This is a genomic window from Paenibacillus validus NBRC 15382 (assembly GCF_004000985.1).
Taxonomy (GTDB): Bacteria; Bacillota; Bacilli; order Paenibacillales; family NBRC-103111; genus Paenibacillus_G; species Paenibacillus_G validus.
The window spans coordinates 68,908-89,679 of sequence record NZ_BIMH01000001.1 but is presented as its reverse complement, the minus strand read 5'-3'; the positions used below and the strand labels follow the sequence as shown (position 1 = coordinate 89,679).

The following is a 20,772-nucleotide window of genomic DNA, read 5'->3' as shown; positions in this document are numbered from 1 at the left end:
AGCAAACAACAAAAGCCATCCCGTAGGATGGCTTTCTCACGCAGCTTGCTGAGGATTAATTAAAAAACGTCACTAACTGTTTCTTTATTTCTTCGTTGGACCCGCCGACAACGGTTTGGATTTGCGGTTTGTCGAACAGCGCCTGGATTTGCTCGGGGTAGGTCTGACTGATATTGCGCAGCCGGATGGCTTCGTCGAACTTCGCCGGGTGGGCGGTTGACAGAACAACCGTGACCTCTCCCTCCGCCGCTAGCTTGTCGGATGCTGCTGCGCCGCAGGCGGTATGCGGATCCAGCAGATAACTGTACTTCTCATAATACGCACTGATGGTGTTTAGGCATTCTTCGTTCTCCACGCTGTAGGCCGAGAAGTCGGCTTGCACTCGCTTCAATACGTCTCCGGTAATGACGATGCGGCCTTCCGCTTTGAACTGCGCCATGAGAGAGGTCACGGTGTCAGCGTCCTCTCCATACAGGTAAAACAAATATCGCTCGAAGTTACTTGCTACTTGAATGTCCATGGACGGACTGTATGTTCCTCGGAAAGCGCCCGGTTGATATACGCCTTCATTCACAAAGCGTGCCAAGATGTTGTTCTCGTTCGTCGCCAAGATCAGTTTATGGATGGGAAGTCCCATTCTTTGAGCCAGGTAACCGGCAAATATATCGCCGAAGTTCCCTGTCGGTACGCTGAAGCTGATCTTATCGGCATGCTCTTTGTTCGCTACCTGGAAGTAAGCATAGAAGTAGTACACCGTCTGTGCGAGAATCCGGGCAATATTAATGGAATTGATGGCACGCAGGTGGTACCGGTGTTTGAAACTAACGTCGGCGAATAGTTCCTTAATGATTCGTTGGCAGTCATCAAAGGTGCCTTCCACGGCGAGGTTAAGCACGTTGGCGTCATTGACCGTGGTCATCTGAAGTTCCTGCACCTTGCTCACCTTCTGGTGTGGATGCAAGATACAGATGCGGATTCCTTCTTTGCCGCGCACGCCCTCGATCGCCGAAGCGCCTGTGTCACCCGACGTCGCTCCAAGAATGTGGATGATGGAGTTCGTTTTACGGGAGACGTAGGAATACAGATTGCCAAGAAATTGTAACGCGACATCCTTGAAGGCGAAGGTTGGGCCATGGAACAGTTCCAACACATATCGACCGTTGTCGAGCCGGCGTACGGGTGTTACATCCTCGTGGCGGAATGTCGCATAACTGTCGTCGACCAGTTTCTTCAGATCCGCACGTGGAATTTCATTGTTTACATATAAGGAGAACACCTCTAGGGCGAGCTCCGGATAAGTGAGTTTCTGCCATTGTTTAAGGGTATCGTCCGATAATTGCGGAATGTGCTCAGGCACGAGCAAGCCGCCGTCGTCGGCCAGTCCCATCAGAATCGCGTCGATAAATCCTGTGGGGGATACTTGTCCCCGGGTGCTGATATATTTCATAAATGATCCCCTTTTGCTATTGAGTTAGTATTATTGTAACTTATATGGGGTCCAGTGGTCGACAAAAAATTTGCCGTTACAGACAGTTAGGAGAATTCGAATCGCAGTAAACGAGAGGAATTGGTTAAACTTAGCATATTCGGGGGTATATTTCCCTTAGATTATGTGACAGAAAATATAGGCATCCTACTGACATTGACAGTCAAAAAAAAATCCGATATAGTAATTTTATCCATTATGTAAGCGCATACAATCATAGATTATATTTAAGTATATAGACTATTTTAGGGGGGGATGGACGGTGAATGAAAAGAATGAATTACTCGATTATTGGGTAAAACTTGCGCCTAAAATAAAAGAGGGAATTCCTTTTGATGTGATGATTGGAGTAACCGATACCGAAAAGTTTCTATTATATCTTCCTGCTTCAAACCTGAACCTTGGTGCTATTGACGGGATGGCTGTTCCAGAAGGCGATGCTATTTATTTAGCTATGAAGTCCAATAAAGCACAAATGGTTAGTGTGCCTAAAGAGGCTTTTGGCATTGCTTTTAAAGCAAAGAGTGTACCCATCACAGATGAGCATGGAAAAGTTATTGGGGGTTTTGGAATCGGTATCAGTTTGGAAAATCAACAAAAACTAAGTTCTGTAGCTCAGCATTTCGCCTCTACTTCGGAAGAAATTGCTGCATCTACCCAAGAGCTTTCTTCCTCGGCTCTCGAGTTAGCTAATTTTATGGAATTATTGGGCACTGCGCAAAAAGAAATGAGCGAACAAGTTGATAAAACGGCAAAGATCTTAACATTCATCAACTCAGTCGCAGGGAAGTCTAAAATTCTTGGTTTAAACGCAGGTATTGAAGCAGCCAGAGCAGGGGAACATGGAAGAGGCTTTGCCGTTGTTGCCAAAGAAATTAGAAGCCTTGCTGAAGATAGTGCCAGATCGGTAGATGAAATCCGTGGTATACTCCGTTTACTCAATCAAAAAGTAGAATTTATCGCTAATTCAGTGAAAAAAGCAACTGAAATCTCACACAAGCAGTCGGCTGCGACAGGAGAAATTTCCTCCGCAATTCATGGGTTGGTCACTTCAGCTGAAGATATAGAAGAATTATCCAGGCTGTTATAAGTGAATTTTCATAGTAGACAAACCTTTTTGCTAACGAAGAACGATAGCTCAATAACAGCGGCAGTCCAGGCTTCCGTGAATAGATTGTTGCTGCTGGAGGGATCTGCTATGATTTGGATAGTACGCTTGTTTGCAAAGGTTGAGTACAAAGTCGGTCGTCGAGCGCGAATTTAAAAATGTGAACAAAGATGTCATCGTGGACTTTACGTATGCTTCTTTACCGGCAGTTACATTGACCGGACAGGAGATCCGGTTTAACCCCGAAACCGAGGAAGGGCTCGGGAGGGTGTCTGCATTTGTAGCCGGATTTGTGGGAAATTGGATAACGCCGAACGGAGTGGACCGCTTGTATAACGTGACGCTCAACAACTCCAGATTTCCGGAGGAGGACATCCGTTACTTTTCCGGTTTTTCGGCAGGCTCTTCGAACGAGCGGGAAAGCGGCGAGCTGGCTTTACTGGAGCTCCCCGCGTCCCAATATGCGGTTTTCCACTATAAAGAAGGCATGGGCAGCGTATTTCAGACCGCCATTCATGACTTGTATAAATCGATCAGCGTGTCCAAACTGATGCTGAACCCGGTCGGCATGGACTTTATGGAGGTTTATGAGAGCGATTATGCAGAAACCGGGGCCTTTTACATTTATGTTCCGATTGTTTAAATGCCCGGCGCTGGCCGGGCTTTTTCTTTGGCTATGTTAAATTTTGTTGTTGATTTTGGGGGCCAAAAAGAAAACCGCCAACTGAAAAGGCGGTTAATCAACTATAGATATCCGTTTGTTGAATGAAAATCCATTACCGAATGTTCTATTAGGCAATCGGTGTACCATTTTTAACTGGTTCATCTGGTTTTAATAGTACAACATCACCTTCCTCTGGAACACCTCCAATTACCAACACTTCAGATTCAAAACCAGCAATTCGCCTTACTGGAAAATTTACTATTGCGACCACTTGATTACCTATAAGTTGTTCTGGTTCATATCTTCTCGTTATTTGGGCAGAAGAGCGTTTGATACCGATTTCACCAAAATCAATTTCTAATTTTATTGCAGGTTTTCGTGCTTCTGGAAAAGGTTCTGCTTTAGTCACAGTACCTATACGGATATCTAACTTTAAAAAATCCTCAATTGTTGCCACGACGTGTATTCACTCCACCTTTTATAGATTACTTTACTTTAACTTTCTTACCCGTTTAATTGAGACAAAAGAAGTTTGTCGAAGTTTGGTGTTTGTCTCTTTTACAGTAAGCAGGCAAGAGGTGACCAACATATTTTTCTTATTCGACGTTGTGTTCTCATTTCCTTGCTGTCTAAGTAGCGGAACCAAGCCAAATAATGTTGCAAATACTTGGTTGCAACACCATTAAAACGGTCGATCCAACGTTTCAAACGATTGTGATAGCTGGTTTACATTCTGAATGCGGTAAACTCCTTTAACCCGTTGTTTTTCATCGGACTTAAAGCGGTAATGGTCTAAGCCTTTCGAATTCGCATAGGAACTAAATGCCCTCCACGAATCAGTACAAAGTACATTTGACTCAGTTAAATGACTGCCAATAGCCTCATCCAATTTCATTGTCCGAATTCGTTCACGCCCAAGTACGCCAGAAAAAGTCATCTTCTGACGGTCACGAGCAACCAACACACATATTTGGTCATTACTGATGCCACGATACTTAGCTTTGCCACCACGTTTACGAGGCTTGCGGTCAGAGATATTCCTATATGATTATACCCATTATTGTAGAACAATTGTTCGTGTATATCAAAAATCAACATTGAGAATTAACATAGCCTTTTCTTTTGAAAGGAATGAATTGCTGTAAAGAATGTCAAGAAGCGGGGAAAACGGAACGGTATACTGAAGTCAAATCAAATTGGCTTTGGAAGAAAAGGAGAGTAAACATGAGTACTGCTTGGCATATCTGTAAAGGCGAAACAAACTTCGTAGGCAAAAATCAAGATGTTATTTATGACGGGGTGTATATGTACACCAACCAGAGAGGGCTCGCCAAAACGGCATTCATCCTGCCGCCGGATCAGCCGGCATCTTGGGTGTCCATATATGGAAACTTGACCGTATCCCAAATCGGGAAGGAGTGCCCGAACGGCGGCATGAATGAGGAGGGACTCGTTGTCGAACAAACGACTCTATGGCAAGCCGCATATCCGGCCCCGGATGAGAGGCCGGCGGTATCGGAGCTACAATGGATTCAATATATGCTCGATACGTGTGCGACAGTTGGCGAAGTGCTGGAGGCAGCCTCCCGGGTTCGCATTGCCCAGAACCAATCGCATCTGCACTATATGGTGTGCGACAAGCGGGGAGACCGGGCGATCATCGAATTTCTGAATGGCGAAATGGCTGTGTACAAGGATGCCTCGCTTCCATGTCCCGTTATGGCTAATTCCCTGTACCAGGAAACGATTCGTACCAGGCATGAGCCGGCCGAGCAGGAGGAAGCGACCGGGGATTACGAAGCCAACTCCATGCACCGGTTCCGTAAGGCAGACCAATGGATTGCCAATAAGTTTGAGCTTCCGTCGATCAGCATCGAGGACGCATTCGAAGGGCTGCGGGAGATGCGCAGACCGGATACGGTGTTTAGTCTCGTGTACGATTTGAACCGAATGGAGATTCATTTTACGACAAGCCGTAATCCGGTATGTACAACCGTAAGAGTGACGGATTTCGACTATAGCGCCAGTTTGCCGGGCCATATACTTAACATGCAGCTTGTTCACGACCGTGGAAGCCGAATCGCTCACTTCGACCGTTACAGTGCAGCGGCTAACAAGCAGGCGGTCAGCGGCTTTTTTAAAGATCCGATTCTGACGGAGGTGTTCGGCTGGAGCATCACGGAAGAGATGATCGACTTTATCGCGACCTATCCGGACGCTTTCAAGAAAATATAGGGGAGGAATTAAAGGAGTCAAGCCCGCTATATAGATTTCATCCAGCATCTCGTGAATCACGGGACGTACCATCGAGGGAATGTCACCGCCATGCTCAGGCAGCTAGGACATCCTGGTACGGGTTGTAAAGCGTTGAGGCAAGAAACAGCCTGGACCTCATGTCCCAGGCAGTTTCTTGAGATTGACAAAGATCAGCTGTTCAGTAAAAATTAAGTATAAGACAGAAAAATAAGTTACTGGACGGTAAGTAACGGAGAACAGTAGCTCAATTAACGATGCAGCCTGCCGCGGATCCAACCGGGCAGGCTGCACAATTTCCATGAGTTTACAAAGTCTAGATTAGAGTTACGAAAAATCAATACTGGAGGGGTTATGAACACACTTGCAGTGAAAGGCAACAGGTGGAGGAAACGTTTGCTGGTTTTTATTTTTGCTTTAATGATTTTTAGTTTTTTTGCCTGGTATTCACGTACAACACACACTGGAGAAGTAGCAACTGTAGTAAAGGTAAACGAAAAAAATATTGAAATAAGGAATCTTGAAGGTCGCAGCACGGTGGTTTCATTACCAAAGGGTGTCAGTAAGTTAATTAATGAGAATGAAGAGTATTTTATTCAATATGAGAAACGAAGATGGGGACAACCAAGTCTAATTTCAATTGAACCAAACCCAGGTTAACGTAAAATGATTACACTATCGAAGAACTATAGCTGAATCATTCATTTCGAGCAGGTTGCCGCGGCAGCCTGCTTATATATATTAAACAGGGGCAGTAGAGCAGGAACGTAGTAAAAAGTAATTGCAACATCAAATGTTAAAACATGGGGTATCATAGGTGTGGATGAAGTGTAATGCTCTAATAGTATTGGCGGGGGTATTAGCTTGAAACACCTAATGTACATGATTGCCATTATTGTTGCGTTAACTTGCTTTAACGTACAAACTGTCCGCGCTTTTGATGGAGCTGAGGTGTTTGATATTGAGAAAGGTGAGGTTGTCCAAACAATAAACAACCCTACAAATTTGCAAAGTGAAGTTGAGAAATGGTTATCTTCTATTACTGGACCCGTTGGATCATTCAAAATTGAGCCAGATAACGGGATCGGGATAAAGATTGAACTCGCTCCCCCTTTGAAAATAAGCAATCAATGGATAATTGGGATAGTTACTCAGGTAGTATTGTTTGTTAGTCGGACGGAGACGTACTATCCAACTCTATTCATATTCACAAAGGAGAATAACGCAATCGCAGTAAATATCCATTGTGATTTAGAAATATTTTTGAAAACGAATAATATTTATGATCCAGAATTAAATCTTAACCATCCACCAAACAATAAATAACTCGATGATTACATATTTGTCGGATGGGTTTACTTTCGGCCCCTTTGCAATGCCCACAACACATTTCGCCCATGAAAAATCCCCTTTAAGTATAACGGTAAGAAATGATTCTTCTTACTGTCTACTTGAAGGGGATAATACCGGTTCAATCGCAGCCGGTTTTATTCATGCTACCCTAATCTATCTCGAATTGCACAAAGTCATTGGGGTTACTTCGTATACATGTACCTATGATTTTATGTGTTATCCATACGGCCTCGTGAAGGTTATCGAAAAGAGGTTTTACAAGAGACATCAATTCAGGATCATGATGTAGATCATTAGCTGAAACATCGAAATTTTCTAAACTCCTCGGGTGATTCCTTTTTTTAAGAATCTCTTCCAAACTCTCTAAGACATGCAGGGTGTTGCGATCACCGAAAAAACGCAACCCGCTTTTTAGCCCTGACCATCTCTCGGGTTGCGCCATAAAATAAGCACTCCACCAATAAAAATTAGCATCAGATTTCATGACGTGATTGTAATAAGCACGAAACACGAATAACGCTTTTTGTCCTCTTGATAGTTCTTTAAAAAGCCCTGTGCTGAAATCGTCTCCTCGAGTCTGGATTTCCTTATAAGCTTTGATGAGCGGATCGACACAAGCAGTCCCGAGTGCCTCATCGTCTAATGCGTTGAATGCCTCTTGCCTCATTTTAACTAACAATATATGATCGCTCCTTCAACCCAATTATATATGAATTGGATAGAAAGAGGCTAGAATTGCATTTTCTACGGAATCAAGCAACGGGAAACGAAACGCAGTTTATCTTTGCCGGCTACATGAGGGCTATATAACGACGGGTAACCCCGCTTGCCAAAGTGGAAGTTGTTAGCATACGGATGGCCTCGTCGAAGGGAATACGGCGATAAGTCTCGGCTGCACGTCCGCCCTCCATTAACGCATCACGTTTCGCGCACAGCTGCTCGCGCTGCTCGGTGGTCAAGCTTTCGGAACTGTTGATCGAGGCGATGACAACCTGTTCGGCAGCCAAACAGCTTCGTATGAGGACATCGGCCCGGCGGGTTCGGCCGGTCGAAGAATACGCCACAGCGGATAGGATGCGCTGTTCGGCGCTGCTCACCGTTTCTTGAAGAAACGTTGCCGCCGACGGATTTATTTGATCCTCACGAATGGCCTCATACAGGGTAACGGCTGTTACGGGCGGGGTGTCCGGAACGAGCAGACGGGTTATTGCGCGATCGTTAATCGCTTCCAGAATTTGCTCGGGATCGTCGATAACCTCGACTTCCTTGTGCGGCGGCCATATATCCATCCAATAATGATCCATATGCCTCTGACCGACATGAAACACGTAGAACTCCGGATAAATCCTTAACTTACCGGGGGTATTGCCAAGCTTAGGCCGATAAAAGTCATAGACTTTGGCCATCGCCGCCATGATCAAAGCGCTGGCGCCAATACCTCCTCCGGACTCGCGAACCACGATGCCTACACGATCATGGGGCTTCATCCCGGGGAAGATGTCCTCAAGGGTTGCAGGCTGACCGTCAATGACGAAATCAAAATCGGCAGAACTGATCATATCGGTAGTATGCATGCGGCGATCGCTCCTTTTTATCCCATCTTGCAGTTATTTTATCCAGATGGTTTGACTTGCGATAGGCCGTTTTACGAATAAATGAGAAACATGGAAAAAATCAATGGTTCGGGAAATGAGTTATGTATATGTAATGGATAGTAACATAAAAAGGTGAATCTGCGAAAAAAGTTACGATATTATCAATAGTTGGGAAAGGAAGATATCTACAAACTCAAATTCATGAAATAATAATGTCATGTAAGATTACAAAAAAATAACTTTGATGAGGGAGTGGATGGTGTGGCGGTCGATAAAGCAATCGATGATAGTCTGCTGATGAAAATTCCTGCATGGTGGAACTGTTTGCCCGGTTTTGAGCAAATGCATGCCGAAGCCAAGCTGATCGGCGAACAAGTTCTTCGGCCCAATGCCGACATCTCCGATCGGGAAGGGGTCTATCCCAGAGTCAGCCTGCAAGCCATTGCCGATGCAGGGTTTGGCGCCGTTACCGTACCGGAAGAATATGGCGGACTTGGGGCCGGTTGCAGCGGATTTGCGGTATTGGCCGAAACTTTCGCCCAGTACTGCGGTTCAACTACGATGGTTTGGGTGATGCATACGGCCGCCGTTCAGACGCTGTTTATGGCTGGATCGCACGAACAACGGCTTCGCTTCATTCCGAAGGTTGTACGGGGGGCCGTCGGAGGTCTGGCATTTAGCGAACCGGCCACCGGAAGTCACTTTTGGAATGTGGTAAGTAAAGCGCCCCGTAGTGGCGAAGGATATATGCTGAACGCGGACAAATCGTTTGTGACAAGTGCGGGCGAAGCGGATTGGTACATTGTGGAGACGAATTCGCCGGAAAGCGCCAAGGCCGACAAGCTGATGTTTCTGATTGTGGAGAAAGGTCAGGAAGGTGTGGAGGCCTTCCCGTTCGATGCACTCGGCTTAAGGGGGAACAATAGCGGTCCGATGAAATTCAAGGATGTGTTCGTTCCGGCTTCTAATCGTCTGGGAGAAGAGGGCGGTGCCGGTTACTGGAACGACATAGTCATCGATCCGTTCTTCCTGCTAGGATCAAGCGCCTGCTGGGTAGGGATTGCCCAGGGAGCCATCAGCGCTGCGGTCGAACAAGCGAAAAGAAAAGTTCATGCGGATACCGGTAAATCGGTGGCCGGTTACCAAGTGATTCGACATGAGATGGCTAAAGCGCAAATTCTCGTAGACAGTGCAAGAAGCATGTTGTACCGGGTCGCTGACAAGCTGGATCAGGCGGCGCTAAAGGGAGAAACGCTGGCTTCCTGCCTGTACCCGCTATGGGAGCTGAAGACGCATGCAGCGGATATCGTCATTGACGTTACGAACAAGGCTTTGCAAATTTCCGGAGGTCGCGGTTACTTGCGCGGGAATGTAGAAAGGTTTATGAGAGACGGAAGAGCGGGCGCTATAATGGGGCCTACGAATGAAGTTTTGCGTGAATGGATCGGGAGAACATTAATCGGCGTACCGTGGCTGGAATAGTACAAACCATCTACTAGGAGGAATTGACCATGGCAATGAAAGTTGTGAAAGAAGCGATCAAAAGCGAGAAGCCTTCAATGGGAGTACCGGATACGAAAGCATTTCTTGTGGATACCCTAACGTCCGCTAACCCTGAAAAAACAATTACGAGCGGATTTTTCCGGATGGAAAAGTCCAAGCCGCTTTCCTATACCTATACGTACGATGAAATGAAAATTATTGTTGAAGGCGAGATTTGGATTACGGATGAAACGGAAAGGACAGTGAAGGGCATTCCGGGCGATGTGTTTTATTTTGAAAAAGGCAGCGAGATTACCTTCGACTCACCCGACTATGGAATCGGATTTTTCGTAGGGCTGCGCAAGGTTGGGGAGGCGTAATCACACAAAAGAAGATTTGATGCGGATGAAGACGATCTATCTGACGGACTCTGCCCAATCTTATGCCGCGGATAGATCGTCGTGCGCGATGATCAGGGGGGGACATGATCAACAGGCCCCGGCCATTCAAAGAACGCCTAGGCATTCTTGGGTGTACGGCGCCTGTTATTTGTCATCACTAACATTGGAGGAATAAGGCATGGATCAAATGATGGATATATCCGAAAGCAGACAGATGAACAACTGGCAGCTATTGGAAAGGTTTCCTTTTCCGTTTCAAGGGGACTCCTATCGGTACTCGAACAATTCCTGGGCATTAGTGCCCCCGATTTGCACGGACATTACGCTTGAGTATGTGGAGGAAGTGCTCGAGAAGAGGCGGCTTCTGGAGCGTTATCCCGAACGGACCTTCCAGTCGTTTGCTCATACGCTGAATGCCCAGTGGGAAATTCTAGATATGCTGATGCATGAGCTTTCCGGTGTCTATGCCGATTATTTCAGTTTGGATAAACAAGGCGATCGATGGACATTTCGCAATCATTTGTTAAATGAAGAGCAGGCGTTCACCTTCGGCGACGTCTCCACGCTTCCGTGTGAGCCGCTCGATTTCATTGGGCGTCACATGCAGGAAGATTTGATTTATTTGCAGCAGCGGGACGGCGATTTATATATGGATGCCGGGCAATTGTGCTTTCCTGCGAATTGGTCTCTCGCTTTCGATCTGGGGATGACCTATCTGCAATTTCATTCGCCGGTTCCCATCTATTCGGACAGCGGCCTTGCGGAAAAGGTGCGCGGATTTCTTCTGAGAATGGAGGCCGGCAAGCCGTGGACGCGGTTAAACTGGACGATTAACGTCGGAACCCGGCTGGATACTTCTCCGGAGGCGTTTGGAGAGTGGGGGCGCGGTAAATTTGACTTGAATGCGGAAAATGTAGGCCGTGAGGTTCATCTTCGGACGGAGGATCAGCGATTATTCCGTATTCCAGGCAGCAATGGCATTTTATTCAGCATTCATACCCATCTGCTTCCGCTTGAGATGTTAGTGCAGAACCCGGACTGGGCACAAAGGTTTTATAAGGTCTTGGAGGATCTTCCGGACCCTATTGCCGAATACAAGGGATTTATATCCTATAAACCGTTGATGCTTGAATACTTGCGGACATTCGCAGGGGCTGAGGGATAAGATCGGGAGGTTTTCAAGGTGGAAACGGGTTATCATATCTTGCAGCCGGGAACGATTAGGTCCTCGCCGTATGTTTATTTCACCGCTGAATTGACTCATGGGGAACTGGAGGCTCCGGTGGGTGTGGTTCGGGGTCTGCGGCTCCATAATGTGCGGATCGATCAAGAGGCTTCATTTGTCCGTTTAAGCACCGGGACAGGCGTTCAGGTAAGGCTGTATGTGGATCTGAACGATTGCCCGGATCAACAGACGACCGAGCTGCTGCGCGAATCACATTCGGGAGTGATTCGTTTAGATCCGCCGGCGCGGAAGATTTTCGTGAATTTGCATAAACATAAGTATATTTTGTTTGTCGATGAGAAGGGTATTCTTGGCTCCATCCCCCTATTACTGCTGTTGGCCAAACAGGGCATTCAAACGGAAGTATACTATGTTCAGAGCTATGCAAAGGATTCACCCAAGACGCTTAAGAGGTACGCCAAAAGTCTGGACATTCCGGTCCGCATCATTCGGGAGTGGAAGAGACCGTCCTTATCCTTATTGCTGGCTGAGCGGACGATTGACACCCAGCTCGTCGTGATTTGCCGCTGGCCCTTGTACAATAATTTGGTCAAGCTGGCGAGGGAATTAGGGTTTGCGAAGGAAGATATCGAAGGATATGATAACGGCGACAAAGAAGAAAGCGTGTTTTGCGTACGTTGCTATAAGCTACAGAGAAAGCCTGTCGAATCGGAGACCTCTTGCTTGCATTGCGGGGCCTCTCTTTCGATTTCCAATCATTATTCAGAGCGGTTAGAGGCTTATCTGGGTTATGTTCTGTGTAAGGAATAAGAGTGATCGTAAAAGGAGGCGGGTAGGCTTGCAGAACCCGAGGCTAAAGGTAACCGTAGCTGAAATCGTCCAGGAGACGCCTGTGGTCAAAAGCTTTAAGCTGGTCGGCGCTCGCGGGAGGCTTCCGCGTTTCTCAGGCGGTGCGCATATTACGACGTATTTTACCGTGAATGCCGAAACCATGGAACGCCACTATTCCCTGGTTGGCAACCCTCAGCGGGATGATTATTATACGATAGCGATTCGGCGCAGTGAAACCTCGCGTGGCGGCTCCGCGCACTGGCATGACCAAATTCGAACCGGCGATGAAATCGAAATCAGTTATCCTAAGAATCACCTGCCTGTAAGCTTTGAAGCGAAGCATCATGTATTCATAGCCGCCGGAATCGGCATCACGCCTTTCATGGCCATGATGTCGGAGCTTGCGGCGTCCGGCAAGTCCTTTGAGCTGCATGATGCGGCCGCTTCCGAGGCGTATTGCCCTTTCTATGAAGAAATCCGCAAGAGGTACGGAGAACGGGCCAAATTTTACTTCTCCGGCAAACAGCAGCGTCTGCCCGTCGCCGTCATGTGGAAGCAGCCGATCGGAACGCATGTGTATTTCTGCGGACCGGAGGAGATGATTTCGCAGTTCAGACAAGCGGCGATTCATTATGGTTACCCGGCATCCAATATCCACTATGAGCTGTTTAGTCCGCCTAATGTGGGCCCGAGCTATCCGTTTCAAGCCGTTCTTGCGAAAAGCAACGTCACGTTACAGGTGCCGGAAAGCAAGAGCTTGCTTGAGGTGATGCTGGAGCAAGGGATCGCCGCCGCCTACTCCTGCAAAATCGGCGGCTGCGGAAGCTGTGAGATTGAGGTGGAGGACGGGGAAGTGGATCATCGCGATTTCTTTCTTTCGGAGCAGGAAAAAAAGACGCGCAAGGTGATGATCCCATGCATCTCCCGCGCCAAGAGCCCGTTGATTATTAATCTGTAGATGCTTAAGATACGTGTTACGGGAACGACGATCAGCATAAAAAAGAGCCGTCAGGGATCATCATCCCGGGCGGCTCCTCTCTTTGCTATTGGTCCAATGCTTCCTGGCCGTGCTGGCCGGTACGGATACGGATGACGTCGAGCACTTCCGTGACGAAGATTTTTCCGTCGCCGACTTGACCCGTTCTTGACGCATCGATGATGACTTCAATGGCTTTCTCATAAATCGCGTCGTTAACAACCGTTTCAATTTTACATTTCGTGACAAAGTCTGTTTGGTACTCGACGCCCCGGTAAATGGTTTTCACACCCTTCTGGATGCCGTGGCCCCGGACATCGCTGATGGTCATGCCGGTTACGCCGATCGTATACAAGGCAGCCGTAATATTGCTGATTTTCTCCGGCCTTACAATAATGGTCAGCAGCTTCATCGGATCTAGCTCCCTTCAACATGGTATGCGCGGACCTTGCTGTTTAATTGGTTTGGGTGATCGGACTTTTCTCGATTTCGAATGAGGCAAACGATGGCGCCGCCATTTCGCTTCTTCCGGATTCAAGCTCATTGTAAGCGTGCTCGCCATGGTGGCTTATATCGAGACCCGCCTCTTCCTCTTCGGCAGGGACGCGAAGCGTTGTGAATAGTTGAATCGTCTTCAGGATGACGAGGGTTCCGGCCGCCGCCCAACCAATGGCTATGAGGATATCGATGGCTTGAATGACAAGCTGGCTGGGATTGCCGTACAGCAGGCCGTTGTTCCCCGCCGGGTTCACTTCCTTGCTGGCGAACACTCCGGTGAGGAGCGCACCCCATATGCCGCCGACGCCGTGAATGCCGAATACGTCGAGTGCGTCATCGTATTTGAATTTGGCCTTGAGTGTGTTGACGGCCCAATAGCATACGAAGCTGGCGCTGCCGCCAATCGCCATAGCGGATAATACGGATACGAATCCGGCTGCCGGGGTGATGGCAACAAGGCCGGCTATGATCCCGGTAACCGTTCCGACTAGCGTAGGTTTCTTATGGAAGATCCACTCGATAAGCGCCCAACCGGCACCTCCGGCACATGCGGCCATATGAGTGTTGGCGAAGGCGAGAGTAGCCAAGCCTCCGGCGGCAAGCGCGCTTCCGCCGTTGAAGCCCATCCATCCGAACCAGAGGCACATGGCGCCTATGAAGAAGAAGACAATATTATGGGGAGGGAGCGTTTTGCCGGGAAACAATTTTCTCGGACCGAGCACGATGGCCGCTGTTATGGCGCTCACGCCTGAAAGGATATGTACGACGGTGCCTCCTGCAAAATCAAGTCCGCCTAATTTGAATAACCATCCGCCTCCCCAAACCCAATGCGCGAAGGGCGTATAAATGAAGGTAACCCAGAAGATGGAGAAGACGATCCATACGGAAAATTTGATTCTCTCGGCAACCGCCCCGGAGATGAGCGCGACCGTAATGGCCGCAAATAAAGCCTGGAATATAGCGAATATAAGATGGGGGAATGTGAGCGTGCTGAAAGGATCCATACCCACCCCCTCGAAGAACAGAAAGTCAAGTCCACCGATGATACCGAATTGGTCGGTGCCGAACGTCAGCGTGTGACCCCACAATACCCATACGATGCTGACGACAATCAGGCTGCCCGTGCTCTGCATGATGGTGGAAAGAACGTTCTTGCGGCTAAGCAGACCACTGTAGAAAAGAGCTAGTCCGGGGAGGAACATGAACAGAACAACAGTCGTCGCGACGAGAAGCCAAGCCGTATCTCCGGTATCTATCTTGGGCGGCTCCGATTGGGCGAAAGCCGTCATGGGAAAGCTAAAGCACAGCATACACAGCATACTGATTCGCATAAATATGGATTTAAACATCTGTGGCATCGTATAACCCCTCCTGGATAATGATTCAATTTTGGCCCCTTGCATAGTACTCACTCCCTCCTTAATGTCATGTCATTAATAATAACGTTATAATGACATGTGATTTTGCGGTTTAATAGTTATTCATCCCAGAATGTGGTATGATGTCTAAAAAAATAAAAATAACCCATAAATATAACATTAATGTTACATTGAATAAGCTGCGGCAGCATGGTTTCCTTTTGACACCAGGGCACTTAAAAGTGTGTTCTTGCTCTTTGCTAGCCTTATAAGTACCATATAAATACAATGATTATCCAGAAATACCAGATTTATGGTCTAGGAGGTGTGTTGCTGATTGTGTAAGGAAACATCACATTATGACTTGGGGTGAGATCTATGTGCGGAGTCATTTCAAAAGCTATTCAAATTTTGGATGTCCTTGTTCCGCAAGGCAGCGAAAAGGAAATGAGTGTCACGGAAATCAGCAGGGAGCTCGGTATGCCGGTGCAAAGTGTCCATAGAATTCTCAATTCGTTGTCCAGACATGGATTTGTTGCCCAGAACAAAAAAACGAAAAAGTACAAGTTAGGTTTATGTGTGATGAAATACGGCTTTCTCATGTGGGACAGCTTAATGCTCAGATCTTTGGCGAGGCCCTTTATGGAGGAGCTTTCGCAAAAAACGAAAGAATCGGTTTATCTCGCAACCCGAGAAAATACGGAAGGGGTTTATATCGATTCTATCGATTCCCCGCAGATGCTCAAAATATCCGAGCCGATCGGGCTAAGGCTGCCTCTGTTCGTTGGGGCGTCCAACCGCGTCATCCTTGCTTATCTGTCCAAAAAAGTACAGGATACGCTGCTGATGAATGTAGATTGGGATAAAACTCCTTCATTAATCCGGTTATCCGCAGACTATATCATGAAAGATTTGGAGGTCATTCGCGCTCGCGGTTATGCCATGACCTCTGGCGAGGCAACCGAGGGGACGACCGGAATTGGCGCCCCCATCTTCTCGTTTGAGAACACCGTAATCGGTTCGCTGAATGTAGCGGGTCCTTCGCTGCGGTTTACGCCCGAGAAAATCGAGACCTATGCGTATCAAGTGAAAAAATATGCCGATTTGATATCTAAAGAGCTGGGCTACAGAAACAAATACAGATGGAGTTAATCAACCTCATTCATCAAACAGGATGGATCAACCTGACGGAAGATTTTGGCTTGTTTTTTTTGTGCGCGCCTGCTTTTCCCAAATCGTGAGAAAATGCGAAAATTCATTTGAGGTATTCCATTATTCGGGAAAAGCAGCTAAACATGGTTATCTTTATGTTATATGATCGTTACATAACTTAACACACTTCATGAGCATTGGTGTTCAAAGTTGACATTTTAAAGAGAGAGGGAGAGCTTACATGGCTGAAACTATCGTTAAACATCCTCTGGAGCCGCTTAGCAAGGAAGAAATTCAGGCGGCAGTCTCCATCGTGAAAGTGCAGAAGCAATTGGGAGCCTATGACCGTTTCGTCTCGATCGAGCTCAAAGAGCCGAAGAAGGAAAAGGTACAAAGCTTTGATGGCACCCAGTCCATTCCGCGTGAAGCCTTTATTATCCTCTTGAACAATCGAGCGGGCGCTTGTTATGAAGCGGTTGTTTCCCTTAACGAGGGGAAGGTGACTTCTTGGGAACTGATTCCGGGCGTTCAGCCGATGATTATGCTGGATGAACATATCGAGTGCGAAAAAATTGTACAGGAGAGCCCCGAATTCCATGAAGCGTTGAAGCGTCTAGGCATTGAAGATCCCGGTTTGGTTATGGTCGATCTCTGGTCGGCGGGCAACTTCGGCACCGAAGAGGACTCGACCGTTCGTCTGGCGCGTCCGCTGTGCTTTCTTCGCAGCGACGCGAAGGATAACGGCTATGCCCGCCCGCTTCCGCTCGTACCCATTGTAGATCTGAACAAGATGGAAATATTGCGTGTCGAGGAATACCAATATACGAGAATCCCCGCCGAGGCATCCAATTACACGCCGGACCGTGTAGGCCCGCTGCGCACCGGTATCAAGCCCGTTGAAATTACACAGCCGGAAGGACCGAGCTTTACGGTGAACGGCCATGAGGTCGAATGGCAGAACTGGAGTTTCCGCATCGGCTTCAATCCCCGTGAAGGTCTGACGATCCATAACGTTTCCTACGAGGATCAAGGACGTAAGCGTCCTGTTATATACCGTGGCGCTCTGTCGGAGATGGTCGTGCCATATGGTGATCCCGGCGCGATCCAAAACCGTAAAAACGCATTTGACAGCGGTGAATACGGTATCGGTCAGCTTGCGAACAGTCTGGAGCTAGGCTGCGATTGCGTAGGGTATATTAAATATTTCGATGCTCCGATGACCAACAGCAAGGGCGAGCTGGTCACTATCAAAAATGCGATTTGCATGCATGAGGAGGACTTCGGCATTTTGTGGAAGCATACGGACTGGAGATCCAACGATGTCGAGGTGAGACGTTCCCGCCGTCTGGTCGTTTCTTCCATCTCCACGGTTGCCAATTATGAATACGGGTTCTTCTGGTATTTTTACCAAGACGGCAATATCCAGTTCGAAGTGAAGCTGACGGGTATTTTGTCAACGGCGGGTTTACATCCGGGCGAAACTTCGAAATATGGCACGATGGTAGGGCCGGATCTCTATGCGCCGAATCACCAGCATTTCTTTAACGTGAGAATGGATATGCAAATAGACGGCAACGAAAATTCCGTATACGAAGTCAATGTGCTCGCGGAGGAATTGGGCGGGGACAACCCGCGAGAGAATGCATTCTACGCCAAATCCACGCTTCTTGAAACCGAGCTGCAGGCAAGAAGGAAGCTCAAGCTGGAAACGGCAAGGTATTGGAAAATCGTCAATGACAATGTGAAGAACAGCTTGGGTCAATCGGTCGGATACAAGCTGGTGACGGGCGAGAACTGCTTCCCGTTCGCCTCGGAGCAGTCCAGTTTGCTTAAGCGTGCGGGGTTCATCAAGCAGCACCTATGGGTCACGCCGTATAACGAAAAAGAAATGTACGCCTCCGGCAATTATCCGAACCAGAATATCGGCGGAGAAGGACTGGAAGCTTGGACCGCACAGGACCGCCCGGTCAGCAATACCGACATTGTGGTCTGGTATACGATGGGTCACACCCATGTGCCTCGTCCGGAGGACTGGCCTGTCATGCCGGCGGCTTATATCGGCTTTATGCTGAAGCCGGTCAGCTTCTTTGACCGCAGTCCGGCAATCAACCTGCCGCCGTCCCCGAAGAAAAATTATTGCAGCAGCTCGGTCAAAGCGAACGGCTGTCAAAGCTAAGGAGTGATTCGTGATGATGCAGAAATTAAGACATATGGGGACAGAAATGAAATATGCGATGGTGTCTACGCTTTCGGTGCTTCTCGTCTTGGCGCTGCATCTCGTTCACTGGTTATCCGCCCCGCTGCTGATGGGAGCCATGGAAATGCACGAACACCATCATGGCTTGAACCATGATGCTTCCGGCTATATGGAAATGTTCACCGTAGTGCTGCTTATTGCCAATGGAGCGGGCATGTACTTTGCCCTCCGGCAATTGGCGTTGGCATTGAAACAAAGAAAGCGCGGATGGCATCATGATGCATGCACGGTGATTTCGCTTGGAGTCCTGGTCATGGGCGTCTATACGATCACGACGGTTTCATGGCCGTTATAGCTGGAATAATTTCCACCGCTGAGCAATCAGCCAAGACTTGGGAGCACATTCCCGGGACTTGGCTGTTTATTATTTTCGGATGATTTTTCGCCCGAATCGTGCTACATTAAGGTTTACAAAGTTTTCATTCGATGGAAGGAGACATTGGCTCTTGAAGAAGAAACACGTACTTTCTTTTACCCTGCTCGCAGCGCTTTTGGCGGCCCAGGAGCATACGGCGTCAGCACAAGTATCCGGCACCAAGCTGCATTTGCAGTTGCAGGACAAGCAATTATCCGCGACAGTCAACGGCTCTGCCGTATCTTTAGAGACAGCGGCTCAAATTGTGGACGGAAGCTTCTACATACCGATTCGTTGGGCTGCCCAGCAGCTTGGAATGGAGATGAAGTGGAACGAGGAACGAAAGACGGCAGGACTTACCACGCCAAGCGCCTATTTGGAGTGGGATTTGGTGCGCCAAACGGTCAGTGTCAACGGAGCATCGACGCCTTTGAAGGAGACGTCCTTTATGGATGAAGGGGCACTGCTGGTAAAGCTGAGCTGGATCGCGCCCTACTTACAGGTGCAATATGCATTTCAACCGAATCCTGGCCGAGTGGACTTAGCCTACATACAGCCCTTTGATACCGCCTATCGTGAGTCCCGCTACTCCGAGGACACCCAGCCGAATTCGCGTCCCATCGCTATTTTTGTTACCGACAAGCCGTCGTACCGGCTCGGTGAGCCGATCACTTATATAGATTTGAGCTATGACCCCGATGCCGAAGGGCTTCCGGAATATCGATGGTCCGGCAATAAGATGGCCTTCTTTGAACCGGGGACCTACTCGGTTTCCTTGCAGGTGCGTGATGGGAACGGGAATTGGAGCGAGCCTGAGGTTCAGAGCGTGAAGGTGACGGATGAACCCTACTTAAGCAAAGCGGAATTTCCTTGGTATACCCAACCGGCCGGCACCGTAATCAAGGACGAATCCGAACAATGGAATCGCGCGCTTTCTAGCGCTCCTCAGCTTTCTGCTATTGTGAAGAGGTCCACGGAGAGAAAGCGAATGAGCAGCGGGGAAAACCGGGTGATCCGACATACAGGGCTCATTGGGCAGCAATCCGTGAACGGCAAAGCTCGCCTATTTATGCATCACAGCAATGGGATGGCGGAAAAGGTGCAGTTTGCAGCTGTCATCCATAATCCGGATCAGAGCAAGACTCGAACGGTACATATCACGCGTGAAGGACTGCTTCAGCCGACCCTCTTGCATCAGGCGAATGCGAGAGAAGCGGCGGTCAATTATATGACCCAGCCGGCCTTGGAGGAAAGCATCGAGGTGAAGCCGGGGGAGACGGCGGTTTTAAAGCAAGTTACGCTTGAGCCTGGGCAAGGCTTTGCAGCGATTCAGGACATCGAGGCGGATGGCCAGGCAGTAATCGGCTTTGTCGCAGCCAAGGAGAGCGAAACGATGAAGCCCTATGGCTCCAATTCCGCAACAAGTGTCGTCGAGGCCGTTTATGATGCTGCTGCCGACATTCGCTTCGACGCGGATATCGATAGGAAGAGTTTGCCGGTGTTGTCCAAATGGACGCTGGACACTCCCCAAACCTCCGATAGAGGTACGGTGTATGCCATGCACTTCTATCATCCGCATCAGGCCGTCATTGCATTTCGTGCGAAGGAAGGCTATGTCAACGGCATCGTAAGAGTCAATGGCCAAGTGCTGGCTTTGCCCCAAGGAGGCTTGACGGATCAGGATGGCGCCTTCGTGGTCTACAGAGCGGAGGGATGGGAGTCCGAAGTACATATCGATTGGTTGGCCGCCCCTGGAAGCACGTCTCCGGTCGAGTGGATCTTCTATCCTTTAGAAGAAAAGAAGTAATCATAGAAAG

The 20,772-nt window shown here is 48.3% G+C and carries 20 protein-coding genes and 2 pseudogenes; 15 read left to right on the top strand and 7 right to left on the bottom strand.

The window, feature by feature from the left end; all coding sequences use genetic code 11:
- Window positions 1-55: 55 nt before the first annotated feature.
- The gene (gene thrC, locus PVA01S_RS00410) at window positions 56-1,447 is read right to left on the bottom strand and encodes a threonine synthase (RefSeq protein WP_127604275.1); all 1,392 of its coding nucleotides are present in this window, start codon (window positions 1,445-1,447) and stop codon (window positions 56-58) included.
- A 301-nt stretch (window positions 1,448-1,748) separates the two neighbouring features.
- Here thrC and PVA01S_RS00405 point away from each other — a divergent pair, with 301 nt between their 5' ends.
- Together PVA01S_RS00405 and PVA01S_RS00400 are read left to right on the top strand one after the other, a co-directional pair.
- Window positions 1,749-2,576 carry a methyl-accepting chemotaxis protein gene (locus tag PVA01S_RS00405; protein WP_127604273.1) on the top strand — a complete coding sequence of 276 codons (828 nt, stop codon included), beginning with the start codon at window positions 1,749-1,751 and terminating at the stop codon, window positions 2,574-2,576.
- A gap of 130 nt (window positions 2,577-2,706) precedes the next feature.
- A complete protein-coding gene (locus PVA01S_RS00400) occupies window positions 2,707-3,237 on the top strand; it encodes a GyrI-like domain-containing protein (protein WP_127604271.1) in 531 nt (176 codons plus the stop codon).
- Between the two features lie 148 nt (window positions 3,238-3,385).
- Here PVA01S_RS00400 and csaA read toward each other — a convergent pair whose 3' ends face one another.
- Together csaA and PVA01S_RS00390 are read right to left on the bottom strand one after the other, a co-directional pair.
- The gene (gene csaA, locus PVA01S_RS00395; RefSeq protein WP_127604269.1) at window positions 3,386-3,715 is read right to left on the bottom strand and encodes a chaperone CsaA; all 330 of its coding nucleotides are present in this window, start codon (window positions 3,713-3,715) and stop codon (window positions 3,386-3,388) included.
- Window positions 3,716-3,748: 33 nt separating this feature from the next.
- Window positions 3,749-4,300 (bottom strand): annotated as a pseudogene (locus PVA01S_RS00390) (IS1595 family transposase); the annotation flags it as partial.
- Between the two features lie 182 nt (window positions 4,301-4,482).
- Here PVA01S_RS00390 and PVA01S_RS00385 point away from each other — a divergent pair.
- From PVA01S_RS00385 to PVA01S_RS00370, 4 genes and pseudogenes are all read left to right on the top strand, one after another.
- Window positions 4,483-5,493 (top strand): linear amide C-N hydrolase, encoded by a 1,011-nt coding sequence (locus PVA01S_RS00385; RefSeq protein ID WP_164751687.1) that lies wholly within the window; start codon window positions 4,483-4,485, stop codon window positions 5,491-5,493.
- 27 nt (window positions 5,494-5,520) lie between these two features.
- Window positions 5,521-5,706: pseudogene (locus PVA01S_RS27110) on the top strand (DinB family protein); the annotation flags it as partial.
- Between the two features lie 159 nt (window positions 5,707-5,865).
- The gene (locus tag PVA01S_RS00375) at window positions 5,866-6,171 is read left to right on the top strand and encodes a hypothetical protein (RefSeq protein ID WP_127604265.1); all 306 of its coding nucleotides are present in this window, start codon (window positions 5,866-5,868) and stop codon (window positions 6,169-6,171) included.
- Window positions 6,172-6,375: 204 nt separating this feature from the next.
- Window positions 6,376-6,837 (top strand): hypothetical protein, encoded by a 462-nt coding sequence (locus tag PVA01S_RS00370; RefSeq protein WP_127604263.1) that lies wholly within the window; start codon window positions 6,376-6,378, stop codon window positions 6,835-6,837.
- A 175-nt stretch (window positions 6,838-7,012) separates the two neighbouring features.
- Here PVA01S_RS00370 and PVA01S_RS00365 read toward each other — a convergent pair whose 3' ends face one another.
- Both PVA01S_RS00365 and PVA01S_RS00360 read right to left on the bottom strand, forming a co-directional pair.
- Window positions 7,013-7,543: a hypothetical protein gene (locus tag PVA01S_RS00365; protein WP_127604261.1), complete on the bottom strand. Its 531-nt coding sequence runs from the start codon at window positions 7,541-7,543 to the stop codon at window positions 7,013-7,015.
- Window positions 7,544-7,655: 112 nt separating this feature from the next.
- Window positions 7,656-8,438 (bottom strand): hypothetical protein, encoded by a 783-nt coding sequence (locus PVA01S_RS00360; protein ID WP_127604259.1) that lies wholly within the window; start codon window positions 8,436-8,438, stop codon window positions 7,656-7,658.
- A gap of 282 nt (window positions 8,439-8,720) precedes the next feature.
- Here PVA01S_RS00360 and PVA01S_RS00355 point away from each other — a divergent pair, with 282 nt between their 5' ends.
- The 5 genes from PVA01S_RS00355 to PVA01S_RS00335 all read left to right on the top strand — a co-directional run bounded on the left by PVA01S_RS00355 (window position 8,721) and on the right by PVA01S_RS00335 (window position 13,317).
- Window positions 8,721-9,941, top strand: coding sequence for an acyl-CoA dehydrogenase family protein (locus PVA01S_RS00355; RefSeq protein WP_127604257.1), 1,221 nt, complete (start codon window positions 8,721-8,723; stop codon window positions 9,939-9,941).
- A 29-nt stretch (window positions 9,942-9,970) separates the two neighbouring features.
- Window positions 9,971-10,321 carry a cupin domain-containing protein gene (locus PVA01S_RS00350; RefSeq protein ID WP_196426840.1) on the top strand — a complete coding sequence of 117 codons (351 nt, stop codon included), beginning with the start codon at window positions 9,971-9,973 and terminating at the stop codon, window positions 10,319-10,321.
- Window positions 10,322-10,520: 199 nt separating this feature from the next.
- The gene (locus tag PVA01S_RS00345; protein ID WP_230875954.1) at window positions 10,521-11,507 is read left to right on the top strand and encodes a heme-dependent oxidative N-demethylase family protein; all 987 of its coding nucleotides are present in this window, start codon (window positions 10,521-10,523) and stop codon (window positions 11,505-11,507) included.
- Between the two features lie 18 nt (window positions 11,508-11,525).
- Window positions 11,526-12,338, top strand: coding sequence for a hypothetical protein (locus PVA01S_RS00340; protein ID WP_127604255.1), 813 nt, complete (start codon window positions 11,526-11,528; stop codon window positions 12,336-12,338).
- 28 nt (window positions 12,339-12,366) lie between these two features.
- On the top strand, window positions 12,367-13,317 hold the full coding sequence (locus PVA01S_RS00335) for a PDR/VanB family oxidoreductase (protein WP_230875953.1): 951 nt from the start codon (window positions 12,367-12,369) through the stop codon (window positions 13,315-13,317).
- Window positions 13,318-13,402: 85 nt separating this feature from the next.
- On the opposite strand, the gene PVA01S_RS00330 is transcribed toward PVA01S_RS00335, so the two are convergent.
- Both PVA01S_RS00330 and PVA01S_RS00325 read right to left on the bottom strand, forming a co-directional pair.
- On the bottom strand, window positions 13,403-13,747 hold the full coding sequence (locus tag PVA01S_RS00330) for a P-II family nitrogen regulator (RefSeq protein ID WP_127604251.1): 345 nt from the start codon (window positions 13,745-13,747) through the stop codon (window positions 13,403-13,405).
- A 43-nt stretch (window positions 13,748-13,790) separates the two neighbouring features.
- Window positions 13,791-15,089: an ammonium transporter gene (locus PVA01S_RS00325; protein WP_412760927.1), complete on the bottom strand. Its 1,299-nt coding sequence runs from the start codon at window positions 15,087-15,089 to the stop codon at window positions 13,791-13,793.
- Between the two features lie 480 nt (window positions 15,090-15,569).
- Here PVA01S_RS00325 and PVA01S_RS00320 point away from each other — a divergent pair, with 480 nt between their 5' ends.
- From PVA01S_RS00320 to PVA01S_RS00305, 4 genes are all read left to right on the top strand, one after another.
- Window positions 15,570-16,343 (top strand): IclR family transcriptional regulator, encoded by a 774-nt coding sequence (locus PVA01S_RS00320; RefSeq protein ID WP_127604247.1) that lies wholly within the window; start codon window positions 15,570-15,572, stop codon window positions 16,341-16,343.
- Between the two features lie 241 nt (window positions 16,344-16,584).
- Complete coding sequence (locus PVA01S_RS00315) at window positions 16,585-18,519, top strand: primary-amine oxidase (protein WP_127604245.1); 1,935 nt, start codon at window positions 16,585-16,587, stop codon at window positions 18,517-18,519.
- Between the two features lie 13 nt (window positions 18,520-18,532).
- The gene (locus tag PVA01S_RS00310; RefSeq protein WP_054796689.1) at window positions 18,533-18,895 is read left to right on the top strand and encodes a hypothetical protein; all 363 of its coding nucleotides are present in this window, start codon (window positions 18,533-18,535) and stop codon (window positions 18,893-18,895) included.
- Between the two features lie 151 nt (window positions 18,896-19,046).
- On the top strand, window positions 19,047-20,762 hold the full coding sequence (locus PVA01S_RS00305; protein ID WP_164751686.1) for a stalk domain-containing protein: 1,716 nt from the start codon (window positions 19,047-19,049) through the stop codon (window positions 20,760-20,762).
- Window positions 20,763-20,772: the final 10 nt, after the last annotated feature.

Coding starts and splice junctions, on each gene's coding strand:
- PVA01S_RS00330 (WP_127604251.1), bottom strand. CDS start 13,747: ATGAAGCTGCTGACCATTATTGTAAGGCCGGAGAAAATCAGCAATATT.
- PVA01S_RS00310 (WP_054796689.1), top strand. CDS start 18,533: ATGATGCAGAAATTAAGACATATGGGGACAGAAATGAAATATGCGATG.
- PVA01S_RS00350 (WP_196426840.1), top strand. CDS start 9,971: ATGGCAATGAAAGTTGTGAAAGAAGCGATCAAAAGCGAGAAGCCTTCA.
- PVA01S_RS00375 (WP_127604265.1), top strand. CDS start 5,866: ATGAACACACTTGCAGTGAAAGGCAACAGGTGGAGGAAACGTTTGCTG.
- PVA01S_RS00345 (WP_230875954.1), top strand. CDS start 10,521: ATGGATCAAATGATGGATATATCCGAAAGCAGACAGATGAACAACTGG.
- PVA01S_RS00315 (WP_127604245.1), top strand. CDS start 16,585: ATGGCTGAAACTATCGTTAAACATCCTCTGGAGCCGCTTAGCAAGGAA.
- PVA01S_RS00385 (WP_164751687.1), top strand. CDS start 4,483: ATGAGTACTGCTTGGCATATCTGTAAAGGCGAAACAAACTTCGTAGGC.
- PVA01S_RS00360 (WP_127604259.1), bottom strand. CDS start 8,438: ATGCATACTACCGATATGATCAGTTCTGCCGATTTTGATTTCGTCATT.
- thrC (WP_127604275.1), bottom strand. CDS start 1,447: ATGAAATATATCAGCACCCGGGGACAAGTATCCCCCACAGGATTTATC.
- PVA01S_RS00320 (WP_127604247.1), top strand. CDS start 15,570: ATGTGCGGAGTCATTTCAAAAGCTATTCAAATTTTGGATGTCCTTGTT.